The sequence below is a fragment of the Kitasatospora sp. NPDC097643 genome (assembly GCF_040302625.1).
Classification (GTDB): domain Bacteria; phylum Actinomycetota; class Actinomycetes; order Streptomycetales; family Streptomycetaceae; genus Kitasatospora.
Genome location: NZ_JBEOSA010000003.1, coordinates 101,744 through 125,834, shown reverse-complemented (window position 1 = coordinate 125,834; position 24,091 = coordinate 101,744). Strand labels below are relative to the sequence as shown.

Below are 24,091 nucleotides of genomic sequence, written 5' to 3'. Positions count from 1 at the left end.
ACCGCCCGCCCCCTCCCAACCCCTGTGAGGAGAAGCAGAGATGAGCACCGCCCTGGACACCCGGCCGGCGGCGACAACAGCAGGGAGCCGGGCGGAAGCCCCCGCCGGCCTGCTGCCCGTCGTCCTGACCGCCACCTTCATGACCGCCCTCGACGTCTTCGTGGTCAACGTCGCCGCCCCGTCCGTCCAGGCCGACCTGGGCGCCGGACCGTCCGCCGTCCAGTGGGTGGTCGCCGGCTTCAGCCTGGCCCTTGCGGCCGGTCTGGTCACCGCCGGCCGCCTCGGCGACCGGTACGGCCGCCGCCGGGTGTTCGCGCTCGGCCTGGCCCTGTTCACCCTTGCCTCGGCCGGCTGCGGCCTCGCCCCCACCGCGTCGGTGCTGGTCGGTGCCCGGGTGGTGCAGGGCCTGGCGGCCGCGCTGATGGGACCGCAGGTGCTGGCGATCCTGCGGACGGCGTTCGAGGGCGTGGCGCAGGCGCGGGCCTTCGCCCGGTACGGGCTGACCATGGGCGTCGGCGCGGTGTTCGGTCAGCTGATCGGTGGCCTGCTGATCCGGGCGGACCTCTTCGGCCTCGGCTGGCGCAGCTGCTTCCTGATCAACCTGCCGGTGGGCCTGGCAGCCCTCGCCCTGGTCCGCCGCTGCCTGCCCGAGTCGCGCGCGCCGCAGCGGCCCGGCCTGGACCCGGTCGGCGTGCTGCTGGTCACCACCGCGCTGACCGGGCTGGTGCTGCCGCTGATCCAGGGCCCGGCGCTGGGCTGGCCGCTGTGGACCTGGCTCTGCCTGGGCGGCTCGACCGTCCTGCTCACCGGGTTCGTCGTCCACCAGCACCGCACCCGCACCACCACGACGAGCAGCGGCACCGGCACCGCCGCCCCGCTGGTCGACACCCGGCTGTTCCGTAGCAGGGCCTTCGGCGCCGGCCTGCTCGCCCAACTCGCCTTCTGGCTCGGCCAGGCCTCCTTCTTCCTGGTGCTCGCCCTGCACCTCCAGCAGGGCCGCGGCCTGGACGCGCTCGGCGCCGGGCTGGTGTTCACCGCGATCGGCCTCGGCTATCTGCTCACCTCCAACGTCACGCATCTGGTCACCGCCCGGCTCGGCGGGCGGCGGACGATCGCGCTCGGCGGGCTGCTGATGGCGGCCGGGCTCGGCCTGCTCGCCCTCGCCACGTACGAGGTGCCGGACGGGACGGTGTGGTGGCTGGCGCCCGGCCTGTTCGTGGACGGCCTCGGGATGGGCCTGGTGATCGCCCCGGTCACCTCCGTGGTGCTGGCCGGGGTCGAGCCGTCGCTGGCCGGTTCGGCCGCCGGGGTGCTGGCCACCGTGCAGCAGGTCGGCGGGGCGCTCGGCGTCGCGCTGATCGGCCTCGTCTACTACGGGGCGAACGGCGGCGGCGGCGTGGACCCGGGGTCCGCCTTCGGCCGCAGCGTGACGGTGCTGGCGGTGCTGGAGCTGGTGCTGGTGGGACTGGTACGGCTGCTGCCCCGGCGGGGCTGATCCACGGCCGCCGAGAACGACAGGGGCCGAGGGAGCGACTGCCGCGGCCGGGCGCGCGGATCGAGGACGGGCGGGAGGGCCGAAGCCCACCCGCCCGTTCCGTTCCGTCCCCCCGATCGGGTTGGATGGTCGGATGAGCGAGGAGAAGAGCGCCGTACCGGCGTGGGAGCAGCGGTTCCGGGCGGCACGGGTGTCGCTGCCCGACTGGGCCGAGGACGCCCCCGACCGGGCGCTGTACGTGTCCAACGCGACCGGCACCTACGAGGTCTACGCCTGGGACCGGGCCACCGGCACCCACCGCCGGGTCACCGACCGTCCGAACGGCACCACCGACGCCGAGCTGTCCCCCGACGGCGCGTCGGTCTGGTGGTTCGACGACCACGACGGCGACGAGTTCGGCGTCTGGCGCCGCCAGCCCTTCGCCGGAGGGCCCGACGAGGAGGCCGTGCCCGGCCTCGCGCCGTCCTACTCGGCCGGCCTGGCACTCGGCCGCGACGGCACGGTGGTCGTCGGCCGCTCCACCGACGAGGACGGCACCACCCTGCACCTGCGCCGCCCGGGCGCGGCCGAGGCCGTCGAGATCTACCGGCACGAGGAGTACGGCGGCGTCGGCGACCTCAGCTACGACAGCACGCTGCTCGCCATCGACCACACCGAGCACGGCGACGCGATGCACTCCGCGATCCGCGTCGTCCGCCTCTCCGGCGGGGCGAACGGCGGAACCAGCCCAAACGGCCCGGTGATCGAGACCGTCGCCGAGCTCGACGAGGTGACCGGCCGGGACGAGCCGCGCGGCGTCGCCTGCCTCGGCTTCGCCCCGGTCGAGGGCGACACCCGCCTGCTGGTCGCGCACCAGCGCACCGGCCGCTGGGAGCCGATGATCTGGGACGTCGCCACCGGCGCCGAGACCGCGCTGCCGCTGCGCGACGAGCACGGGCGCGAACTGCCCGGCGACGTCTCCGCGCAGTGGCGCCCCGGCGCCACTGCCCTGCTCGTCGAGCACGAGTACGAGGCCCGCAGCGAGCTGTTCTCGTACGACCTGGCGGACGGTCGGCTGACCCGGCTGGACACCCCGCGCGGCACCGTCAGCGGCGCCACCGCGCGTCCGGACGGCACCGTCGAGTACCTGTGGTCCTCCGCCGCCGAGCCGGCCGCCGTCCGTTCCACCGCCGGGGCGGTCGTGCTGCGGGCACCCGGCGCGGTGCCGCCCGGTTCCGTCCCGGTCGAGGACGTCTGGGTGGACGGGCCCGGCGGGCGGGTGCACGCCCTCGTGCAGCGGCCGGCCGGGGCGGGCGAAGGCCCCCACCCGACCGTGTTCGAGATCCACGGCGGCCCGACCCACCACGACAGCGACTCGTTCACCGCGGGCCCGGCCGCCTGGCTGGACCACGGCTTCGCGGTGGTCCGGGTCAACTACCGCGGCTCCACCGGCTACGGCCAGGCCTGGACCGACGCCCTGCGCGAGCGGGTCGGCCTGATCGAGCTGGAGGACATCGCCGCCGTCCGGGCGTGGGCCGTCGACAGCGGCCTGGCCGACCCGCGGCGGCTGGTGCTCACCGGCGGCAGCTGGGGCGGCTACCTCACCCTGCTCGGCCTCGGCGTGCAGCCCGAGCACTGGGCGCTGGGCGTCGCCGCCGTGCCCGTCGCGGACTACCACACCGCGTACGCCGACGAGATGGAGGCGCTCAAGTCGCTCGACCGCACGCTCTTCGGCGGCACCCCGCAGGAGGTCCCGGAGCGGTTCACCGCGTCCTCGCCGCTGACGTACGTCGAGCAGGTGCGGGTGCCGGTCTACATCAGCGCGGGGGTCAACGACCCGCGCTGCCCGATCCAGCAGATCGAGAACTACGTGCAGCGGCTGGAGGAGCTCGGCAAGCCGCACGAGGTCTACCGGTACGACGCCGGGCACGGGTCGCTGGTGGTGGAGGAGCGGATCAGGCAGCTGCGGCTGGAGATCGACTTCGTGCGGCGGCACCTCGACGCAGCGGACGCGGGCGACGGGGGGACGGCGTGAGACCTCGGCTGACGCTCGCGGGGGTGGCGGTGGCCGGGGCCCTGGTGCTCACCGGCTGCTCGGGCGGGCACGGCGACGAGGCCGCCTGCCCGCCCCCGGCCGGACCGACCTGGCCGCCGGCGTCGACACCGACATCGACGCCGACGACGGCACCGGCGCCGACGGCACCCTCCGGGACGGCGACCAGGGCGAGCGCGGAGTTCGGGTCGGTGGTCCTGGCGGCGTACACCTCGGCCGAGGACGTCGACAGCGGCGAGGACGGCGGGGCGGGTGTGGTCCACCTCGCCAAGAGCTCCAAGGGGTCGAGCGGTTCGAAGGGGTCCAAGGGGTCCAAGGGCTCGAAGAGCGGGCGCACCGTGCACCACCACACGGACCACTACGACTCGGACGACGACGACGTCACCGTCACCCGGATCCGCTGCCACAGCGACCCGGTGCCCAGCCAGACACCGGTCCCGGGGCCGTCCTCCCCGACGGCACCCGCCGTCCCGGTGAAGCCGACGACCGTACCGGCCGTACCAACCGTGCCGACGGTGCCGGGGGTACCGGCCAAGCCGACGCGCTGAAGCACAGGCGCACAGGCGACCGGGAAACCGGGAAACCGCGAGGTCAGTTCAGGGCCGGGTCCAGTCCGAGGACCCGGTCCTGTTCCGCCTCCGCCTCCCGGCGCACCAGGCGGAACCACATGAAGACCACGAAGCCCGCGAAGACGAACCACTCCAGGGTGTAGCCGAGGTTCTGGAACGCCCGCAGGGTCAGCCCGTCCCCGCCCTGCGGCTGCACCGTCGGCACCGACATCAGCCCGGCCGGCACCGCGTCGGCGGCCACCCAGCCGTCGTACCAGCCGTCGTACGCCAGCACGTTGAGCAGCGCCGCCCGGTTGATCGTGCCGAGCTGGCCGGCCGGGAGACCGCCCGCCACGGCGCCGTTGCTGCCGCTGGCCTCCCCGGCCTGCAACCGGCCGGTGACGGTCACCTCCCCGGTCGGCGGCAGTGCCGCCGCGGCGGCGCCCTCGGCGGGCGCGCCGGGCACCCAGCCGCGGACCACGGCCACGGCGTGACCGTCGGCGGTGCGCAGCGGGGTGAGGACGTAGTAGCCCTGCTTGCCCTCCACCAGCCGGTTCGGGACGAGGAGTTGGTGCTCCGCGTCGTAGCTGCCGGTCACCGTGACGGACTTGCCGACGGTGTCGGTGGTCACCTGCGGGGTGGCCGGGCCGAGCAGCTCACCGAGCGGCCGGGCATCACCCGAAGCGGTGACCGCCCGCGCGGCCTCCTTGTGCGAGGAGACCCGGTCCTCGAACCGGCCGAGCTGCCAGGAGCCCAGCCAGACGCACACCGCCACGGCCGCCACGGCCAGCGCGGTGCCGCCGAGCCAGCGCGGAGTGAGGAGGAACCGGTACACACCCCCCACGGTAACCACTCCTCACACCGGCCCCGACCACAGGGCCCCTCCCAGCCGCGCGCCACCCGGTCTCCCCCACCTTCGAGCTGGGGCCATGGACGTGCCGTCCGTCCAGGGGAAGCCCCGACACCGGCAAACCGGAACCCACCAGCCGGTCACCGGTCCACCCGGCGACTCCCCGCGCTCAGCCCGCCGAGGGAGAAGCCGAGGGCTGGGCGGCCTGGCCGGGGGCCGGCTGGACGCCGCCGCGGTAGAGGGTGCCGGCGCAGCCGATGGGGAGGGTGGCGGTGGCGGCCGCGGGGCTGCCGGGGGCGGGGGTGTGGGCGATGGTGGCGGTGGCGGCCGCTGGCGCGGTGGGGTTGGCGGTCGTGGTGGCGGTGGGGCTGGTGGCGGTGGTGGGCCCGGCGCTGGGGGAGGTGGTGCCCGTGGGGTTGCCGCTGGGTGCCGCGGCGGGGCCGGAGGCCGGACCGCCGGTGCCCCCGGTGCCGGAGCCGGGTGCCTGGGAGCCGCGCGGCGCCGCGGTGGAGCCGCCCGAGCCGCCGGTACCGCCCGGACCGGTGGGCGGCGGGGTGCTGGCGGTGCCGCCGCCGGAGGTGGGGCAGCCCGTCTGGTCGGGGATCCAGACGAACGCCACCCGGTAGCCGGCCTGCGGGGCGAGGACGGGCGGTTCGGCGTCCATGGCGGCCAGGTTGCCGGCCGGGTCGCCGGGGACGTGGTCGGCGACCCGGACCCGGCTGCGGTCGGTGCCGGTGGCCGCCGTGACGGCGACCGCGCCGGGGCCGCCGAGCCGGCAGCTGTGCCCGGAGGTGTTGTAGACCGTGAACGCGCCGTAGATCCGGCCGTTGGCATCGGCCTGGCCGACCTGTGCGCCGCCCTGTCCGAGGTCGGCGCGGGTGCAGAGCGGGACGATCGGGCTGTCGCCGGTGCTGGTGGCGGTGGCGGGCGCGGTGGTGGTGCCGTCGGCCCGGGTGGTGCTGGCGCCGGGGCTGGGCGAGCTGCTGGTGGTGCCGGTGGGCGACGCGGGGTCGCCGGTGCCGTTCGGGCCGTTGTGCGGGGCGCCGCCGCCTCCGGTGGTGCCGCCGGTCGTACTGCCGTGGGGGGCCGTGGCGGCCGGGCTCTGGGCCGTGGGCGAGCCGGGGCCGCCGGAGAGGCCGAGGTGTTCGCCGTCCTGCAGGGCGGGGAGGAGGACGGCGACGGCGAGGGCGAGGGCCGCGGCGCCGGTCCAGGCGCCGCGCCGGGCGGCCCGGCGGCGGGGTACGGCCTGCCGGATCCGCGGCAGGCCGCCGGGGGTGGGCTGGATGCCGGCGACGGCGCGGTGCATCAGGTCGCGGACGGCCCGCTCGTCGGCGGACAGCCCACCGGAGGCCCCACCGCCGAAGGGCCCGCCACCGTGGGCACCGCCGCCGAAGGGCCCGCCGCCATAGGGCCCGCCGCCGGGAGGCCTGCTGCCGGCGGGCCGACCGCCGGAAGGCCCGGAGGGCCTGCCGTCCGCGCCGCCCGTCGGGTGTGTCCCGGCGCCGTCAGCCATGTCCGGCCTCCATCTGGGCCCGCAGGGCGGCGAGTCCCCGCGAACCGTACGCCTTCACCGATCCGAGCGAGATGCCGAGGGTGTCGGCGACCTGCGCCTCCGTCATGTCCACGAAGTACCGGAGCACCAGAACCTCCCGCTGACGGCGCTGCAGACCTCGCAGCGCGGCCTTCAACTGGTCACGCTCCAGCGCATCGTAGGCGCCTTCTTCTGCACTGGCCATGTCAGGCATCGGCTTGGGCAGCAGCCGCAGGCCGAGGATCCGTCGGCGCAGCGTGGACCGGGAGAGGTTGACGACCGTCTGCCGCAGGTAGGCCAGGGTCTTCTCGGGTTCGCGGACCCGCCGACGGGCGGCGTGCACCCGGATGAACGCCTCCTGGACGACGTCCTCACAGGTCGAGAGGTCGTCCAGGAGCAGCGCGGCGAGCCGCAGGAGGGATCGGTAGTGGGCCTGGTAGGTCTCGGTGAGGAGGTCCTCGCTGGTACCCGCGTCGGTACCGGCGCCGGAGCCCGCCGCACCGGGTGCGACCGCGGTCATCTGGTTGTCGTCCGGCCTACTCGCAGGCCGCTGGGCGCGCGACGGGAAGGTCACCGCGGCTCTCGCCGGGATGTCCACCCTTGCCCCCACCATCACGTTCGCCACGCCCGTTGGACACTCGATCCCCTGTCATGGTTGCCCAGCCCGGGGGTCATTCTTCCGCATGGGCGGAAGCGGCCTCCAGGGGATTCCATCGGGATTCCGGACAGATTGTGTCGAGGAGCGGACACGAGAGGGTGTCGGACCTGCTCCTGCGCCGCCGTCAGGCTGACGACCCGTCCACGGTCCGCCGGTCCACGACCGGCTCACCGGCAGTCGCCCCACCGGCAGTCGGCTCACTCACGGTCAGCTCACCCGCGGTCAGCTCACCCGCCACCAGTTCGGCGATCTGCACCAGGTTGAGCGCCGCGCCCTTGCGCAGGTTGTCGCCGCAGAGGAAGAGGTCGAGCGCGGCCGGCTCGTCCAGGGCCCGGCGGACCCGCCCGACCCAGACCGGGTCCGTGCCGACCACGTCGTTCGGGGTGGGGTACTCGCCGGCCGCCGGGTCGTCGTAGAGCACGACACCGGGGGCGTCCCGCAGGATCTCCTGCGCGTGCTCCTGGGTGACCTCACGTTCGAACAACGCGTGCACGGCCAGCGCGTGGGTGCGGACGACCGGGATGCGGACGCAGGTCGCGGAGACCCGCAGGGCGGGCAGGCCGAGGATCTTGCGGGCCTCGGCGCGGATGCCCAGTTCCTCGGAGGACCAGCCGTCGTCCCCGAGGGTGCCGGTCCACGGCACGGCGTTGAGGGCGAGCGGGGCGGCGAAGGGGCCGTGCTCGGCGATCACCGCGCGCAGGTCGCCGGTCTGCCGGCCGACGTCGGTGCCGGCGACCAGCGCGGTCTGTTCGCGCAGGGTCGCCTCGCCGGCCCGGCCCTCGCCGGAGGCGGCCTGGTAGGAGGCGACGACGAGCTGCACCAGCCCGTACTCGGAGTGCAGGGCGCCGACGGCGGCGATCATCGCGAGGGTGGTGCTGGCGGGGCTGGCGACGATGCCGCGCGGCCGCATCCGCAGCGCGGCCGCGTTGACCTCGGGGACGACCAGCGGGACGTCCTCGGCGGTGCGGAAGGCGGCGGAGTCGTCGACCACCACGACGCCCTTGGCCGCCGCGATCGGCGCCCACTGGGCGGAGACCGCGTCGGGGACGGCGAACACGGCGACGTCGATCCCCTCGAAGACCTCCTCCACCAGCGGGACGACCTCGACGGCCTCCCCGCGCACGACCGGCTTGCGGCCGGCCGAGCGCGGGGAGGCGACGAGGCGGATCTCGCCCCAGACGTCCTGACGGAGGCTGAGCAGGCCGAGCAGCACCTCGCCGACCGCGCCGGTTGCGCCGACGACGGCGAGGTTCGGCCGCCGGGTCATCGCCCGGTGCCGCCGTTCGGCCGCCGGGCCGTCATCGGCCGGTGCCTCCGTAGACGACGGCCTCGTCGCTCTCGCTGTCCAGCCCGAAGGCGGTGTGCACGGCGCGCACGGCCTCCGGCACGTCCTCGGCGCGGGTGACGACCGAGATGCGGATCTCCGAGGTGGAGATCAGCTCGATGTTGACGCCGGCCTCGGACAGCGCCTCGAAGAAGGTCGCGGTGACGCCCGGGTTGGAGCGCATGCCCGCGCCGACCAGGGAGATCTTGCCGATCGCGTCGTCGTAGCGCAGCGACTCGTAGCCGATGCCGTCCTTGACCCGGCCGAGCGCGTCGATGGCCTTCTGGCCCTCGGTCTTGGGCAGGGTGAAGGAGATGTCGGTCAGCCCGGTCGACGCGGCGGAGACGTTCTGCACCACCATGTCGATGTTGACCTCGGCGTCGGCGATGGCGCGGAAGATGCGCGCCGCCTCGCCCGGCTTGTCGGGCACGCCGACGACCGTGACCTTGGCCTCCGAGGTGTCGTGGGCGACTCCGGAGATGATGGCCTGCTCCATCTCGCCCCCTTCGGGCTTGTTCGGGTTGTCGTTGCTGACGATCGTCCCGGGGAGACCCGAGAAGGACGAGCGTACGTGAATCGGGATGTTGTAGCGCCGGGCGTACTCCACGCAGCGGTCGAGCAGCACCTTGGAGCCGGAGGACGCCAGCTCCAGCATGTCCTCGTACGCGATCCAGTCGATCTTGCGGGCCTTCTTGACCACGCGCGGGTCGGCGGTGAACACGCCGTCCACGTCGGTGTAGATCTCGCAGACCTCGGCCTTGAGGGCCGCGGCGAGGGCGACGGCGGTGGTGTCCGAGCCGCCGCGGCCGAGCGTGGTGATGTCCTTGCTGGACTGCGAGACGCCCTGGAACCCGGCCACGATCGCGATGTTGCCCTCGTCGAGGGCGGTGCGGATGCGGCCCGGCGTCACGTCGATGATGCGCGCCTTGTTGTGGACGGAGTCGGTGATGACACCGGCCTGGCTGCCCGTGAAGGACTGGGCCTCGTGACCCAGGGATTTGATCGCCATGGCCAGCAGTGCCATGGAGATGCGCTCTCCAGCGGTCAGCAGCATGTCGAACTCGCGGCCGGCGGGGAGAGGTGACACCTGCTCCGCGAGTTCGATGAGCTCGTCCGTCGTGTCGCCCATCGCGGACACCACGACGACGACCTCATGGCCGGCCTTCTTGGCGTCAACGATTCGGCGGGCTACGCGCTTGATGCCCTCGGCATCCGCAACGGATGAGCCGCCGTACTTCTGCACGACAAGGCCCACGTGCGCTCCTCGACTTGTGTCGTTTTCCGGGGGCGGTGGGCCCCCGCACCCCCGGGGGGAGGGGGCTGTGCGGTCCGCGCCAGTCTACCGAGCAGGGGTGCCGCGACCGGCGCTTTCCATATGATGAGACGCCCGTTTCAGCAGGTGATCGCGGGGGCGGGCCCGGTCACGGGCAGGTCTGCGGGCGATCCGGTACGGCCCCGAAGAATCGGCGGACGAACGGACAGGGGCCCGGCGGGATTTCCTTTTCCGCACCGGATACCGAGACGTCCGTCACAATTCCCGGATTCCCGGAGCCCGATTCCTGGAGCCCGGATTTCCGGAGCCGCGGAGCCCAGGACCCACGGAGCCCGGATTCCCGGGTGGTCCTACCGCCCGAGCCCCAGCTCGGCCGCCATCAGGTCGCCCGCCTGCTGCTCCAGCTGCTCGTCCGTGAGCCCGTCGTCGTCGGTGTCCGCGCCGTCCGGCACCGCACCGATCGGGCTGTCCAGCCGGACGTGCGCGATCAGCGACTGCAACGCCCGCAGCACCGCCGTGCAGGTCGTGCCCCAGTTGGAGAGGTACGAGAACTGCCACCACCACAGCGCCTCGCTGACCCGGCCCTCGCGGTAGTGGGTCAGCCCGTGCTGGAGCTCGCCGACCACGCCGGCCAGGTCGTCCGAGATCCGGAAGGCGTTCGGCTTCTCCGGCGGGCCGTACGGGTCGAAGACCTCGTGGTAGACGTCGATCGGCGCGAGCAGCACGGCGAGCCGCTCGCGCAGCTGCTCGCCGTCCGGCTCCGGCCCGGCGTCGGGCTCGAAGCGGTCCTCCGGCACGACGTCCTCGATCGCGCCCAGCCGGCCGCCGGCCAGCAGCAGCTGCGAGACCTCCAGGAGCAGCAGCGAGACGGCGCTGCCCGGCTCGTCGCCCTTGGCGACCTCGGTGACGGCGAGCACGAAGCTCTCCACCGAGTCGGCGATCTGCACGGCGAAGTCGTCCGGCTCCGAGCCGTGCGCATGGGTGTGCGGGGCCTGCTGGTCCTGCTGCGGACCCGCCTGGTGGGGCGTGTGGGGCTGCTGGTTGATGGTCCGGTCAGACATCGAGCAGTCGTCTCCCTTCGAAGGCGCGGCCGAGGGTGACCTCGTCCGCGTACTCCAGATCCCCGCCGACGGGCAGACCGCTCGCCAGCCGGGTCACCTTCAGGCCCATCGGCTTGCAGAGCCGGGCCAGATAGGTGGCGGTCGCCTCCCCCTCCAGGTTGGGGTCGGTGGCCAGGATCAGCTCGGTGACCGTGCCGTCCGCGAGGCGCGACAGCAGCTCGCGGATCCGCAGGTCGTCCGGGCCGACGCCCTCGATGGGGCTGATCGCGCCGCCCAGCACGTGGTAGCGGCCGCGGAACTCACGGGTGCGCTCGATGGCGACGACGTCCTTGGGCTCCTCGACCACGCAGATCACCGCGAGGTCGCGGCGCGGGTCCAGGCAGACCCGGCACTGCTCGGCCTCCGCGACGTTGCCGCAGACCACGCAGAAGCGGACCTTGTCCTTGACCTCCAGCAGCGCGTGCGCCAGGCGGCGGACGTCGGTCGGGTCGGCCTGGAGGACGTGGAAGGCGATCCGCTGGGCGCTCTTGGGCCCGACGCCGGGCAGCCTGCCCAGTTCGTCGATCAGGTCCTGAACCACGCCCTCGTACACGTCGCGCCTTCCCTCGGGTGGTCGGTGGTGCTCCGGTGCCATCATCCAACGAATCGGGCGCCGGACACACCGCCCGACGCCCGACTCCCACATAAATCACATGGGACTACCGCCTGAACTTCAGAACGGCAGGCCAGGGATGCCGCCACCCAGGCCCTGGGTCAGCGGGCCCATCCGCTCGGCCTGCATCTTCTGGGCCGACTGGTTGGCGTCCCGCACGGCCGCCAGGATCAGGTCGGCCAGGGTCTCGGTGTCCTCCGGGTCGACGGCGGCCGGGGCGATGGTCAGCGCCACCAGCTCACCGGCACCCGTCACGGTCGCCTCGACCAGGCCACCGCCCGCCGAACCGTTCACCTTCGCCTCGGCCAGCTCCTGCTGCGCCTTGGCGAGGTCCTGCTGCATCTTCTGCGCCTGCTTCAGCAGCTGCTGCATGTTGGGCTGGCCACCACCGGGGAACACGGCTCACTCCTCGCTGTCGGGCTCGCGCACCGCGCTCGTCGGCGCGGTGCGCTCGCGTTCTGCGCTTGCGTACTGCGCGTGCGTTCTGCGCTTGCGTACTGCGCTTGCTTCGTCACCGGCGAGCCTACGTGCTGCGGTGGCCCATCGTCGCTCAGTTGCCCCGGTGGTGGATCTCCTCCAGGACCGTCGCCCCCAGCTCGCGGATGATCAGGTCCTGACCGGAGAACGCCTCCTCGTTGAGGTCCGGGTCGTCCTCCTCCGGGATGTCGTCCTCCGGCGCCACCTGCTGCGCGGGCGGCGCGGACACCGGCGGCGCGGCCTGGACCGGCGCCGACGCCGGCACCGCCTGCGGAGCCGGGACCTGCGGCGGCGACTGCGGCTGGACGGGCATCGGCGCCGGGGCGGACGCGGGGGCCTGCACCGGGGGCGCGGCGGCGGCCGGACGCGCCGGGGCGCCCCAGCCACCGCTCCCTGCGGGCGGACCGCCGTAGCCGCCGCCCGTACCGCCGGCGGGGGCCCCTGCGCCCGCGCCGCCGGACGGGTCGACGATGCACTCGATCCGCCAGTCCACGCCCAGTGCGTCGGCCAGCGCCTGACGCAGCACGTCGTCGCTGTTGCTGCCGACGAAGCTGTCCCGGGCGCCCGCGTTGATGAACGACACCTGAAGCACGCTGCCGTCGAAGCCGGCCACCTGGCCGTTCTGGCTGAGCAGGATCCAGGTGAAGCGGCGGCGGTTCTTCACCGCCTCCAGGATCTGCGGCCACAGCTGCCGGACCTGCGCGGCACCCTGCTGCGCGGCCGCCGACGGCTGACCGCCCGGCCCGGCGGGGGCGGCGGCGGGAGCCGGGGTGGGCGCCGGGGCCGGAACCACCGGGGCCGGGGCCGCCTGCGGCTGCGGGGCGGGGGCCACCGGGGCCGCCTGGGCCGCGGGAGCCGGAGCCCCGCCGGCGGGCGGGAAGCTGCGCGGGATCGGCCAGGCACCCGGCGCGGGCCCGGCGGGCGCCGCCGGGGCGGGCGCGGGCGGCGGGGCCTGGACCGGCGAGGCCTGGACCGGCGGGGCCTGGACCGGCGCGGGCGCCTCCACCACCGGGGCGGGGCCCTGCGCCTGCACCGGCGCGGCCATCGACACCGGCACGGACATCTCCGGCGCACCCATCGGCGCGGCGAACCCACCGGCCGCCGCCCGGCGCTCCAGCTTGTCCAGCCGTGCCTGGAGCGAGAGCTCGTCGCTGTACGCGCCCGGCAGCATCACCCGGGCGCAGATCAGCTCCAGCTGGAGCCGGGGCGCCGCGTTGCCGCGCATCTCGGTCAGCCCGGTGTTGACGAGGTCGGCCGCCCGGCTCAGCTCGGCCGCGCCGAACGCGTCCGCCTGCGCCTGCATGACCGCGACCCGGTCCGCCGGGGCGTCGATCAGCCCCTTCTCCCCGGCCTCCGGCACGGTGGCCAGGATCACCAGGTCGCGCAGCCGCTCCAGCAGGTCGGTGACGAAGCGGCGCGGATCGTGCCCGCCCTCGACCACCCGGTCGATCACCTGGAAGACCGTCGCCCCGTCGTGCGCGGCGAAGGCGTCCACCACCTCGTCCAGCAGCGCCGAGTCGGTGTAGCCGAGCAACGCCGTCGCCATCTGGTACGTGACGCCGCCCTCGGCGGCACCGGCCAGCAGCTGGTCCATCACCGACATCGAGTCACGCACCGAACCGGCACCGGCCCGGACCACCAGCGGGAACACCGAGTCCTCGACCTGGATGCCCTCCCGGCCGCAGACCTCCGCCAGGTAGTCGCGCAGCGTGCCCGGCGGGACCAGCCGGAAGGGGTAGTGGTGCGTCCGGGACCGGATCGTCCCGATGACCTTCTCCGGCTCGGTGGTGGCGAAGATGAACTTGAGGTGCTCCGGCGGCTCCTCCACCACCTTGAGCAGGGCGTTGAACCCGGCCGAGGTCACCATGTGCGCCTCGTCCAGGATGAAGATCTTGTACCGGCTGTGCACCGGCGCGAAGAAGGCCCGCTCGCGCAGCTCGCGCGCGTCGTCGACACCACCGTGCGAGGCGGCGTCGATCTCGATCACGTCGATCGAGCCTGGCCCACCGGTCGCCAGGTCCCGGCAGGACTGGCACTCCCCGCAGGGCGTCGGCGTCGGCCCCTGCTCACAGTTCAGGCATCGGGCCAGGATGCGCGCACTCGTCGTCTTGCCACAGCCGCGCGGGCCGCTGAACAGGTACGCGTGGTTGACCCTGTTGTTGCGCAGGGCCTGCTGGAGCGGAGCGGTCACGTGCTCCTGCCCGATGACCTCCGCGAAGGTCTCGGGGCGGTAGCGGCGGTACAGGGCTAGGGACACACCCCCGACGATATCGGGACGCACCGACAAACGCGTCGCCCCTCGTCCGCCCCCACCCCCGCGGCGCCCCCCGGTACACCCCCCGGGAACGCAAAGACCCCCCGCGCACCCGCCAGAGCCCTCCTACCCTTGCTGCCTTCCGGCCCTGGGGGGGTTCAGAGAGATAACGCCACACGAGGGGCTGGTCCCCACAGTACCGGATCCCGGCCCCGAGGATCCACAGGCACCCCCCGCCCTCCCGCCTGCGGGATAGCTGGTCGCGACCACCCCGAAACATGTACTAAGCTCTCCCACGGAGGATTCGCCTAGAGGCCTAGGGCGCACGCTTGGAAAGCGTGTTGGGGGCAACCCCTCACGAGTTCGAATCTCGTATCCTCCGCCAGCCTGACCAGGCAAAACGCGGGCCCCGACTGTGCGCAGTCGGGGCCTTCGTCATCTCGTGGTTGCAGTTTTGGTTGCAGTTCCATCGCTGCCGCCGTTACGCCCTCCCACATGCGCTCCTTGCTCGCGGTTCACGAGTTCAATTACGTAGCCCCCACCGAGAAAGGTGGGGGACACGCAGCGGGCGGCCTCCCGAGCCGGGAAGCCGCCCACCGACGCGCACCAGCGTGCCGTCAGTCCCTCACTGCCAGCAGGCGCACGGCCATACGGCGCCCGTCGTGCTCGTACTCGACGCGACTGCCGGCCGTCCGGCCGAGCAGGGCCTGTCCGAGCGGGGTAAAGGGGCTGAGCTTCTCCACGTCCGCCGAGTGCGGCTCCTGGGACGTGATCTCGTACTCCTGCTGCTCCCCGTCGAAATCCACCCGGACCAGACGGCCGGGGCACACGGCGTCCGCCGCGGCCCTGCGGTCGCCGGTCAGATACGCCTTGAGCAGGGCGGCACGCTCCTCCAGCTGTTCGGTGCGCCCGCGCTGCCTGCGCTGCTGGTCGGTACGGGCCCGCGGGCGCGAGTCGTGCCCGGATGTACCGGACTGCTGCTCCAACTCCGCTCGCAGCTGCTCCAGTTCGTGGCGGATCCGTTGTTCCGCGGACGCTGGCAGAGCAGCCACAGTCGACACCTTGCCGCTGGGCGAGGACCGCCGGGGTGTGGGCACGGCCTGCTGGGCGAGCGGTGCTGCCGACGCCCTGGCATCCTCCGACGCAGCGGCGACAGGCGCGGCGCTCCGGTCCGGGGCGACGCTCACGCTCCGGGCGGCAGCCCGCTCGACGGCGGTTTTCAGCCGGGCCTCCGCCTCCGCCCGGTTGCGGTACCAGTCGGTGCCCCAGATACGGTGCAGCGTCCAGCCGAGGCCGGTGAGCATGGCCTCGCGCAGCCGGTCGCGATCGCGGGCGGCCTTGGAGGAGTGGTACATGGCGCCGTCGCACTCGATGCCCAGGGCGTAGCGGCCGGGGCGCTGCGGGTCGCGTACCCCCAGGTCGATCCGGTAGCCGGCGACGCCCACCTGTGGCTGGACGGTGTAGCCCCAGCCGCGCAGAACCTCCAGCACCGATTCCTCGAACGGGCTCTCGGGCACGGCGTCAGCGTCCTCGGCCTCTTGGGCGAGGACGGCGGGCCCGTACTTGGCGTACTTGAGGTAGCGGGCGAAGTGTTCGAAGCTCTCACTCTCGGACGGCCGGAGGTTCTCGGGTTCGAAGGAGGCCACCACCTCGACACGGTAGCGGGCGCGGGTGACGGCGACGTTGAGCCGCCGCCAGCCGTCCTTGCGGTTGATCGGGCCAAAGTTCTGGTTAATCTTGCCGTTCTCGTCCGGACCGTAGCCGACCGACATGACGATCACATCGCGCTCGTCGCCCTGCACGGCTTCGAGGTTCTTGATGAAGAAGCCGTCCAGGCGGTCGTCGGAGAAGCACCCGTCCAGGTGGGGATGCCGCCTGCGCTCCTGATCGACCGCCTCCCGGATCACCTCGGCCTGGGACTGGGAGAGCGCGACGACGCCCAGCGAGCGGTTGGGGCGAGTGCGGAAGTGGTGGATGACGCGCCGGGCGACCTCCACGGCCTCGCCGGGGTTGTTGCGGGCCGCCGCACCGGAGCGGTAGACGCCTTGCTCGGCCTTGAAGAAGGCCACGCCCACGTCGGGTCCTTCGGAGAACGCGCCGGGGAAGGTGGTCATGGCACCCCGGTAGAACTGCCGGTTGCTGAAGGCGATCAGGTGTTCATGGCGGCTTCGGTAGTGCCAGCGCAGCGAGAGCTCCTTGAGCATCCCGTTGCCCTTGGCGAGGGAGAGCAGCGACTCGTAGCGGGGCACCTCCTCCTTGGCGTACGGGTCGTCTTCCTCGTCCTCGCCGGCGGTGAAGAACGCGGTGGGCGGCAGCTGGTTCTCGTCGCCGGCCACGATCAGAGCCTTGGCCCGGTAGATGCAGTTGATCGCGTCCTGCGGCAGGACCTGGGACGCCTCGTCGAAGATCACGACGTCGAAGGTGAAGTCCGGCGGCAGGAACCGGCTGACCGTCAGGGGACTCATCATGAAACAGGGCTTGACCCGCAGCGCCGCCTCGCCGGCCTCCCGAAGGAGCATGTGCACCGGCTTGTGCTGCCTCTTCTTCTTGCCCTCGTACTGGATCAGCCTGGTGCCGGGGCTGCTGAGTACATCGGGCCGGTTCATGTCGCAAGTGCGCGCCACCCTGATCCGGGCGTGCTCGGCCAGGGCATGGTCGACGTCGCGGAACGCGGCGACCTTGTCGTCGCGGTCCTTGGCCCGGTTCCACACCAGGCGGGGGTCGCTCTGGATGACGCGATCGGCCCAGGAGTGCAGCACGGACTTCTCCACCACCAGCGGGAAGTCCTCCGGCGTGACGCCGGCCCGGACGGCGCGGGCGGTCAGGTCGCCCAGACCCGCCTCCTCCAGCGCCCGCTGGCCTCGCTGGTAGGCCGTCCACTCGTCGGGGCCCCCGCGGTCGCCGTCCAACAGGGCCAGTAGCTGCTCGGCCGACGCCGTCACGGACAGGGCGGCGCGCAGCCTGCGGCCGCGTTGCTCGTCGAATATCCCGACCAGCCGGACACAGGAACGGTCCCAGAACCGCTTCGCCTCTTCCAACGCGCTGTCCGGAAGTGCCTGGTGGAGGATCCGAGCCGCCTCGGCAGGGAACACCCCTTCCTCGAGCATGCAACTTTCCCGCAGCCGCTGCAGCCAGGCCGCCGCCTGCCCCAGCGCGGCACGCACGGTGGCGCGGCCGGCATACAGCCCGCCGAGGAAGTCGCGATCCTGCTCGGCATGGACGGCGAACTCCTCGTCGGCGGCGCGGGCGGCCCGAGCAGCCGCGATCGCGGCGCGCGCCTCGGCCAGGGTCCGGCCGTCGCGCCCGGAGACACTGCTGACGTGCTCGAGCAGCCGCGCGGCCTCCAGCAGCGGCGCGACGTGTGCGCTGCTCCAGCAGGCGGCGTCCGCCAGGGTGCCGTCCTCCAGATCACAGGGGGCGCCCAGGAGCGGTGGGAGCACCAGCGAGTCGCGCCACGCGGTGAGCAGCTCTCCGGCGTCCCGGGCTGCCTCGCGGGCCGCCGGACGGGGCTGGCCGCCGTGCGCGAGCTGGGCTCGGAGCGCCTCGGGGTCCAAGAGCTGCGGGGCCAGTTCGGCGGCCCGCTCGGCGCAGCCGAGTGCCTTCTCTGCGGCAGCGAAGTCAGTCTCCTCACCCCGCCAGAAGTGACCGAGGAGCTCACCCTCGCGACGGCCCTCTTGTTCCAGCCGCTGCTGAGCCTGCTGCCAGGCGACGGCGTCCGGCAGCGCCATCAGGACCTGCTTGGTGCACTTGGCACCCTCGGGCAGCAGGGTACGCACGGTGCGGCGGTCTGCCCGGTAGGAGGAGGACATCCGCGCCGTGAGCGAGCGATGCACGGTGGCGAAGCGCTGGGCCACGTCCACCAATGCAGCCTCTTCCAGGACCCGTTCGGTGAACTGCCGCCGGGCCCTGTCGCGGGCCGTACGCAGATCGGCGACTGCGTCGGACAGCCGGTGCAGGGCAGTACGGGCCTGGGCCGCGCCCGCGGGGGTCAGCCACCGTGCGGGGGGCTTCTCGTCCTGCTCCGGCAGGGAGAGCTCGGTCAGGCGGACCAAGCGCAAACCCTGCGCGCAGGTCTCCGGCGTGGGGACGCCGTAAACACGGGCGGCGTTGGCCAACAGCTGCAGTGCACGCTCCAGGTTCTGCGCGTCAGCCGCCAGCCGGTCTGCAAGGGCGGTGGCCTGCTCGGCGGTGGCTCCGGACAGATCCAGCCCGGACGGGATGAGCCCGGCGAGCGCTTGCTCCTGCGGCCCAGGCTCGGAAGAGATGGAGGGACCGGTCAGCTCGGCCCAGTGCGGTCCGAGCAGTTCGTTCGCCACCCGTTCGGCAGTCTCCACGGTGTCGAGCCGCCGCTCGAACGTCCGGATGCCGTTGGCAATCCGGGTCGGATCCGTCTCCAGCCAGGACAGCGGCAGGACAGGCCTTCCGGCACCCAACCGCAGCACCTCAATGAGGCATTCGGCGTCATACAGGCCGTCCCACCCCATGGCCTCCATCAGTGGGGCGTGCGGTGCCAGGGCACCGCGCAGGGCGGCGAAGTCCTCCAGGGCCCTCGCCAATGCGTCCAGTTCGCCGCCGGTCTCGCCCAGTCCGCGCCAGGCGAACGCCTCCCCCTCCAAAGCGGGGCGCCAGGAACGGGACACCCAACGTGCTCCGTCGAGGATGCCGCGCAGGCGCTCCTCGGTGAGGCCGGCCGCGTCGAACTCCGGCTCCGGGGCGAGCTGCTGCAGGGTGTGCAGCAGCGAGACGCGTCCCAGAACCGCGTGCAGGGAGCGGTTCATCCCCTCGTGGTGCTCGTTCATCGCCGCGGCGTAGCCGGAGAGCTCCCGGCGCAGTTCCTTGGCGGTGAGGAGCTCGTCTCGGCGCGCGGCCGGGAAGGAACGGCGGGGTGCGCTGAGCGACCGTCCGAGCTCCTGGGCGACCTGCTTGCGGTTCGCGGTGTTGCTGTGCAGGGCGAGCACGTAATCGTCCAGGCCGACCTCATCGAGGCGGTTGCGCACCACGTCCAGTGCGGCGGCCTTCTCGCTGACGAACAGGACGCTTCGGCCCCTCTCCAACAGACCCGCGATCATGTTGGTGATGGTCTGGCTCTTACCGGTACCGGGCGGGCCGTCCATCACGAAGCTGCGGCCGTCGAGCGCGGCGGCGACGCACTGGCGCTGGGACGAGTCTGCGTCGAGCACGAGCGGAGCCTGCTCCGGTGGCTGATCCTGGTCGATCAGGTCCAGCGGTACCGGATCGAAGTCGAGCGAGTCCGCGGTGCCGGCCGCGTCGGCGCCCAGGCCCAAGGAACGCACCAGCGGGCTCCCCAGGATCCGTTGCATGTTGTCCCGCAAGTCCCGGTACATCACCTCCTTGCTGGAGTTGAAGGCGTCCAGCACGATGCGTTCGCTGACCTGCCAGCCGGTACGGGCCGAGACGGCCCGCCGGACCTGTTCCAGCAGGGCCGGAGCGTCGGTGGGCTCGATCTGCTCCGGAGCGGGCCACTCGATGCCCATCTCCTCCATCTTGACGGCCAGCGCGGGGTTGAAGCTCAGCTCCTCGTCCCCGTTGAGTTCCAGGAGGAAGGAATCCCCCTTCCATCTGCGCAGCCGCACCGGCACCAGCAGCAGGGGCGAGGCGACAGGATCGGCGTCGACAGCCGGACGCCACTGGAGGAAGCCCACGCCGAGGTACAACACCCACAGGCCGTAGTCGTTGTACTTCTCCTGCGCGACCGTAGCCAGGCGCTTGAGATGTCTGTCCTGTTCGGCCTGGGTGACCTTGGTAGTGCGCAGCGCGAGCCGGGTGGTGCTGGCCCCCGTCCGGGAGGCGGGGGTGTCGATGGGGCGGCTTCCAGCCAGGGGCGCGACCACATCGCCGAGGTACCCGGACAAGTCGGGCTTCGGCTGGACAGCAGCGGGGCTTTTCTCCGGCACCGGGGCGAACAGGCAGCCTTGGGGCAGAGCGTCCAGCACCTGCGCCAGCCCCGGTCCGATGATGTCCGCACCCGCCTGCCTGCTGCTGCGCCGGTAGTGCACCAGGCGGTTGCGGAAGCCCAGGTCGATCAGAGACTTCTGCCAGGACTCCAGAATCGACCTCAAAGGGTCGGCGGCGCTGTGCTGTCCGGAGCGGCGGTGGGCCATGCTGGTGACTCCGTTCGAACCGATCAGATGGTGCGAAAATCGTGCATGCTGGGTGGCGGAAGCATAGTGCGTCCGCCCAGTAACCCAGAGAAAAAGTGCGGCGGTCCGTACCGTCCGTCAGAGTGTCATCGGCCGGGGCGTCGTGACGGCCGCGCACCATCGGGCCACAGGTTTCCCGGACGAGATCGTCGACGTCGGCACGCCATTCGGCGACCTGGTAGGGGCCGGGCCCGATCTCGCACTGCTGGTAGTGGCAGCCCAGGCGCGCGTGCGCCCGCAGGGCATCAGTGTGGCGGCCGGTCGCCGCATCCGCGCAGTGCGGGAGGGAGGGAAGCCGCACACTGCGGTCGCACCTCGATCAGGCGATCCGGGGCTGAAGGACCGCACCTGACCACGCCGTCGCCAACGTTGGTAAGGACCTTGCCAACAAAGTAACTTCAAGCGACCTAATCGGACCCGGCCCCCAGGGGAGCCGGGCCCGAAACGGCGATCACCAGTCGCTGGCATCACCGTACTTACCGGGGTTCTGGGCGCGGTCCACAGCCTGCGCCTTCGCCAGGGTGTACGCACCGATGACCGCGTCCTTGTCCGTGCCACGCACCTGGGCTTCCACCAGCTGGTCGCGTCCCGGGCGGCGAGTGGTGCGCCAGGAGACGGGCCGGTCGGTGTAGAGGTCGGTCTCGAAGTCCCACGCGGTGACCGCCCATTGTTCCGGCATCGCCAGGTCAACGCGCTCGCCACCTGGCCGGAACACCGCGAAGGCGTGGAAGACCATGCGTCGCTCCGGAAGCCGGTCACGCGCCACGCGCGACTCGGCAGGGCCGTCAGACTCCCGTTCCGTCCGATCCCACTCCTCCACCCCAGCCACACGGCCCGGCTGCTCGGAGCCCCACTGCTCGACCAGGGCCTGAGCATGTGCGCGGCGGAGGAACGGGATGCGGCGCTCATCGAGGCACGCGACGAACAGCATCGACGGGTCCGAATTGGGCTCGTGGTCCGCCTCGGTGGCGGTCGAGTCCACGTCGGCATCAGCCGGCGTCGTCGGCTGTGCGGGCACAGGAGCATCATCGGCGTTCGGCGGGGCAGGCCAGAGCAGGCCGCCGACCTTGGCTGCGGTCTGCTGGAGCACGGGGCTGGTCATGTGCTGGTAGCGCCGCCGCATCCGGGCGGACTTGCCGGGCTCCCAGCCCATGATGGCGTCGACCACGGCGTCGGGGACGCCGAGGATCAGCAGCACGGTGGCGGCGGTGTGCCGGGCGTCGTGAAGGCGAGCGTCGCGGACCTCGGCGGCCTTCAGCAGGTCCTTCCACCGGTGATAGTCGGTGTTGGGGTTGAGCGGTTCGCCGACCTCCGAGGTGAAGACGTACCCCTTCTCGACCCACAGGTCGCGCGCACGCAGGCGCTCGCGGTCCTGCGTCTCCTTGTGCTGGGCCAGGAGCTTCATCAGCTCCTCGGGCACGCCGATCGGCCGCTTGCCGGCCTTCGACTTGGTGGACTTGGTCTCGCGCCGAATGTTGATCTTCGTCGGGCAGTAGCCGGGCCTGCGCCCGCAGCGGTCACCGCAGCCGTGCTTGTAGCGGGGCCGCAGCCGACCGCGCCGCACGAGGATGACGCCGGCCTCGAAGTCGACGTCCTCCCACTGCAGTCCGAGCACCTCGCCCTGGCGGAGACCCAGCGCGAGGGCGATGACCCAGCGGGCGGTGTTGCGGACCTTGGCCGCTTCGAGCAGGAGCCGCTGGACCTCCTCGACCGAGTACGGCTCGACCTCCGTCTCGTCCAGCACCGGAGCCTTGGCGATCGTCGCCGGGTTCTCGGTGATGGCCTTGCGGCGGACCGCCTCGTTCAACGCCACGCGGACCGTGCGGTGGACCTGGTGAGCCGTCCCCGCCGAGCTGCCGGCCTTCTGCATCTTCGCGTAGAGGCGTTCGAGGTGCTCGGGTTCGAGCTTCTCCAGGCGGTGTGCCCCGAGGCCGGGTATGAGGTGGTGGTAGACGGCGACGCGGTAGCCGTCGATGGTGTTCTCGCCCACGGTGAGGGCCGCGATGTTCTCGACCCAGTGGGTGAGCCAGCTCTCGACGGTCCAGCGCTGGCCGGCCTTGGGCACCTTGCCCTTGTCGCGCTTGGCCTCCAGGTCTCGGACGGCCTTGGTGATCTCCGGGCGGGTCTTGCGGGTGACGTGCCGGCGGTCGGGGCTGCCGTTGTCCTTCACGCCGACCGTGACGTAGCCGTGCCACCGCCCGTCCTTGGCCTGGTAGATGGTCGAATCGCCGTTGGGCTTGCGGGACTTGGTCATGAAGTCCCCCTCAGGCCACGAGCGCGACGGTGGCACCGGCACGGTCGGCGATGTAGTCGCTGAGCGCCTGGGCGGGGATCCGGCGCAAGCGGCCGATCATCACGGACGGCACTTCGCCCGAGGACACGAGGCCGTACATCGTGGTGCGGCCGACGCCGAGGCGGCGGGCGGCTTCCTCGACCGTGAGGGCGACGAGCGTGGGGTCCGGAGCCGTGTCGCAGTTCGCAACGAGGGCGAGCAGGCTCTGCTCGGGCAGGCCAAGGGCCTCCGAGAGGCGGGCAAGGGAAAGGGCGGGCTGAGGCATGGGACTCCTCGTCGACCGCGCAGGGCTGGCACCCCGGGCGGTCTGATCGTGTGATGGGTGGTCATGGCGGCGCGATCCCTCGCCCAGGCGCGCTAACACCTGGAGCGAGACGCGGACGGGTCTGGCGGACCGTCACGCGTGCCGCGCGGTTCGGGGAGCCGGGTCAGATAGGCACTCCCAAGTGCTTACTGCTTGCTGGACAGCCTCGCGAGATGGGTGCCTGAGCACGCCACTCGGCTCTAGATTTCCCCATCCGCAGCAGGCTGGCTGCCGGACGCGTCGGGGGTCTCCTCGGAGACATGCCCCCAGTCGTCGTGGTGGCTGAGGTCGAGGTAGGCAAGTTCTGACGGCAGGGCCGGCGGAGTGATGCCATTCCGGCGCATCGTCGATCTCTGGTCCTGGACGTCCTGCGAGTAGTCGCCGATGATCTCGTCGAACTGGTTGACCAGCTTGACGTTGGCCTCGCGGGTCTGCGGATCACGGGCCGTGGCGACTTTGCGGCGGTACTCCTCCGAGCTGTTGATCGTCTTCTGCAGACCGCGGAGCGTCTCGCTGTAATTGCGGATCGCGCTGAACCGCAGCTCCAGGTCATTGGTCGGCTCGTGATCGAACGGCTGCTCCCCGCAGACCCACTGGAGCGCCTCGCCGGTGGAGTACATCAGGCCCGGGAGAAGCTCGACCTCCCCGACCTCACCCAGGGGAACGAGGAAGACCACCGGGGGAACCTCGAGCACTTTGGCGAGGACCAACACCTCGGCCACGTCGACGCTGGAACGCCGGCCGTTCTCAAGGTTGGCGATGACGTTCCGCGCGATCGGGTAGCCCAGCTTCGCGCAGGCCGCAGCGACGTCCTGCGCGCTCATCCCCCGCTCCTCGCGGAAGCGCCGGACCGCCTCGGCAACGCGGCCCGTCACGCCGGCCTGCCAGTCCTTGGGGTTCGTCATGGCAGCAAGATAGCGAGCCGACACAGGTGAAGTCAACATCCAGCACAGTCACCGTGTCGTAGCGACACAACATCTGCCTTGACGAAGCACAGCAGGTGTGTGTTTACTCTGCGTACGTTGACGGACTCAGGCCAGCACGATCGGCCGCGCGAGCCCGGAAACGAGGGCGGCCCCCGGTGTTAGCGCACCGAGGGCCGTGAAGGCTCCCTATGTGACCACCCATCAAGACGATCAACCGCTGTGCGGCCTGCCAGGGCCTGATGCACGGCGGGA

Annotated in this window: 15 protein-coding genes, 1 tRNA gene, 1 other RNA gene and 1 pseudogene; 4 read left to right on the top strand and 14 right to left on the bottom strand. The window is 72.4% G+C overall.

Annotated elements, in window-relative coordinates; translation table 11 throughout:
* Positions 1-40 precede the first annotated feature (40 nt).
* The 3 genes from ABTY15_RS03700 to ABTY15_RS03690 all read left to right on the top strand — a co-directional run bounded on the left by ABTY15_RS03700 (position 41) and on the right by ABTY15_RS03690 (position 4,075).
* On the top strand, positions 41-1,495 hold the full coding sequence (locus tag ABTY15_RS03700) for an MFS transporter (protein WP_350575415.1): 1,455 nt from the start codon (positions 41-43) through the stop codon (positions 1,493-1,495).
* A 133-nt stretch (positions 1,496-1,628) separates the two neighbouring features.
* Entirely contained in the window at positions 1,629-3,509 is a 1,881-nt protein-coding gene (locus ABTY15_RS03695) for a S9 family peptidase (RefSeq protein WP_350575413.1), read from the top strand.
* The gene (locus ABTY15_RS03690; protein ID WP_350575411.1) at positions 3,506-4,075 is read left to right on the top strand and encodes a hypothetical protein; all 570 of its coding nucleotides are present in this window, start codon (positions 3,506-3,508) and stop codon (positions 4,073-4,075) included. The genes ABTY15_RS03695 and ABTY15_RS03690 overlap by 4 nt, the downstream gene beginning before the upstream one ends.
* Before the next feature lie 43 nt (positions 4,076-4,118).
* Here the strand turns inward: ABTY15_RS03690 and ABTY15_RS03685 are convergent, their stop codons facing one another.
* The 10 genes from ABTY15_RS03685 to ffs form a co-directional block, all read right to left on the bottom strand.
* Positions 4,119-4,910, bottom strand: coding sequence for an SURF1 family protein (locus ABTY15_RS03685; RefSeq protein WP_350575409.1), 792 nt, complete (start codon positions 4,908-4,910; stop codon positions 4,119-4,121).
* A 184-nt stretch (positions 4,911-5,094) separates the two neighbouring features.
* Positions 5,095-6,438, bottom strand: coding sequence for a hypothetical protein (locus ABTY15_RS03680; protein ID WP_350575406.1), 1,344 nt, complete (start codon positions 6,436-6,438; stop codon positions 5,095-5,097).
* Positions 6,431-6,976: a SigE family RNA polymerase sigma factor gene (locus tag ABTY15_RS03675; RefSeq protein ID WP_350575403.1), complete on the bottom strand. Its 546-nt coding sequence runs from the start codon at positions 6,974-6,976 to the stop codon at positions 6,431-6,433. Before ABTY15_RS03675 ends, ABTY15_RS03680 begins: the two co-directional genes overlap by 8 nt.
* A gap of 262 nt (positions 6,977-7,238) precedes the next feature.
* Positions 7,239-8,381, bottom strand: a complete 1,143-nt coding sequence (locus ABTY15_RS03670) for an aspartate-semialdehyde dehydrogenase (RefSeq protein WP_350575401.1) — start codon at positions 8,379-8,381, stop codon at positions 7,239-7,241.
* 31 nt (positions 8,382-8,412) lie between these two features.
* Entirely contained in the window at positions 8,413-9,693 is a 1,281-nt protein-coding gene (locus ABTY15_RS03665) for an aspartate kinase (RefSeq protein ID WP_350575398.1), read from the bottom strand.
* Between the two features lie 368 nt (positions 9,694-10,061).
* Positions 10,062-10,772: a DUF5063 domain-containing protein gene (locus ABTY15_RS03660; protein WP_350575396.1), complete on the bottom strand. Its 711-nt coding sequence runs from the start codon at positions 10,770-10,772 to the stop codon at positions 10,062-10,064.
* A complete protein-coding gene (recR, locus tag ABTY15_RS03655) occupies positions 10,765-11,364 on the bottom strand; it encodes a recombination mediator RecR (RefSeq protein WP_350575393.1) in 600 nt (199 codons plus the stop codon). Before recR ends, ABTY15_RS03660 begins: the two co-directional genes overlap by 8 nt.
* A gap of 120 nt (positions 11,365-11,484) precedes the next feature.
* Complete coding sequence (locus ABTY15_RS03650; RefSeq protein WP_350575388.1) at positions 11,485-11,823, bottom strand: YbaB/EbfC family nucleoid-associated protein; 339 nt, start codon at positions 11,821-11,823, stop codon at positions 11,485-11,487.
* A gap of 151 nt (positions 11,824-11,974) precedes the next feature.
* Positions 11,975-14,158 (bottom strand): DNA polymerase III subunit gamma and tau, encoded by a 2,184-nt coding sequence (locus ABTY15_RS03645; protein ID WP_350575384.1) that lies wholly within the window; start codon positions 14,156-14,158, stop codon positions 11,975-11,977.
* 92 nt (positions 14,159-14,250) lie between these two features.
* An RNA gene (ffs, locus tag ABTY15_RS03640) (signal recognition particle sRNA small type) lies at positions 14,251-14,341 on the bottom strand.
* 111 nt (positions 14,342-14,452) lie between these two features.
* Between ffs and ABTY15_RS03635 the strand changes: the two genes are divergently transcribed.
* Positions 14,453-14,540: transfer RNA gene (locus ABTY15_RS03635), tRNA-Ser, on the top strand.
* 232 nt (positions 14,541-14,772) lie between these two features.
* Here ABTY15_RS03635 and ABTY15_RS03630 read toward each other — a convergent pair.
* From ABTY15_RS03630 to ABTY15_RS03615, 4 genes and pseudogenes are all read right to left on the bottom strand, one after another.
* Positions 14,773-20,277, bottom strand: coding sequence for a PDDEXK-like endonuclease domain-containing protein (locus ABTY15_RS03630; protein WP_350575381.1), 5,505 nt, complete (start codon positions 20,275-20,277; stop codon positions 14,773-14,775).
* A 1,063-nt stretch (positions 20,278-21,340) separates the two neighbouring features.
* Positions 21,341-22,570 (bottom strand): annotated as a pseudogene (locus ABTY15_RS03625) (tyrosine-type recombinase/integrase); the annotation flags it as partial.
* Between the two features lie 10 nt (positions 22,571-22,580).
* Entirely contained in the window at positions 22,581-22,874 is a 294-nt protein-coding gene (locus tag ABTY15_RS03620; RefSeq protein ID WP_350575373.1) for a helix-turn-helix domain-containing protein, read from the bottom strand.
* Between the two features lie 239 nt (positions 22,875-23,113).
* Positions 23,114-23,818 (bottom strand): helix-turn-helix domain-containing protein, encoded by a 705-nt coding sequence (locus ABTY15_RS03615; protein WP_350575369.1) that lies wholly within the window; start codon positions 23,816-23,818, stop codon positions 23,114-23,116.
* Positions 23,819-24,091 lie beyond the last annotated feature (273 nt).

What these genes read in the sequence shown, in the direction of transcription:
- ABTY15_RS03630 (WP_350575381.1), bottom strand. Translation starts at nt 20,277, where the DNA reads ATGGCCCACCGCCGCTCCGGACAGCACAGCGCCGCCGACCCTTTGAGG.
- ABTY15_RS03675 (WP_350575403.1), bottom strand. Translation starts at nt 6,976, where the DNA reads ATGACCGCGGTCGCACCCGGTGCGGCGGGCTCCGGCGCCGGTACCGAC.
- ABTY15_RS03615 (WP_350575369.1), bottom strand. Translation starts at nt 23,818, where the DNA reads ATGACGAACCCCAAGGACTGGCAGGCCGGCGTGACGGGCCGCGTTGCC.
- ABTY15_RS03695 (WP_350575413.1), top strand. Translation starts at nt 1,629, where the DNA reads ATGAGCGAGGAGAAGAGCGCCGTACCGGCGTGGGAGCAGCGGTTCCGG.
- ABTY15_RS03700 (WP_350575415.1), top strand. Translation starts at nt 41, where the DNA reads ATGAGCACCGCCCTGGACACCCGGCCGGCGGCGACAACAGCAGGGAGC.
- ABTY15_RS03680 (WP_350575406.1), bottom strand. Translation starts at nt 6,438, where the DNA reads ATGGCTGACGGCGCCGGGACACACCCGACGGGCGGCGCGGACGGCAGG.
- ABTY15_RS03660 (WP_350575396.1), bottom strand. Translation starts at nt 10,772, where the DNA reads ATGTCTGACCGGACCATCAACCAGCAGCCCCACACGCCCCACCAGGCG.
- ABTY15_RS03620 (WP_350575373.1), bottom strand. Translation starts at nt 22,874, where the DNA reads ATGCCTCAGCCCGCCCTTTCCCTTGCCCGCCTCTCGGAGGCCCTTGGC.
- ABTY15_RS03670 (WP_350575401.1), bottom strand. Translation starts at nt 8,381, where the DNA reads ATGACCCGGCGGCCGAACCTCGCCGTCGTCGGCGCAACCGGCGCGGTC.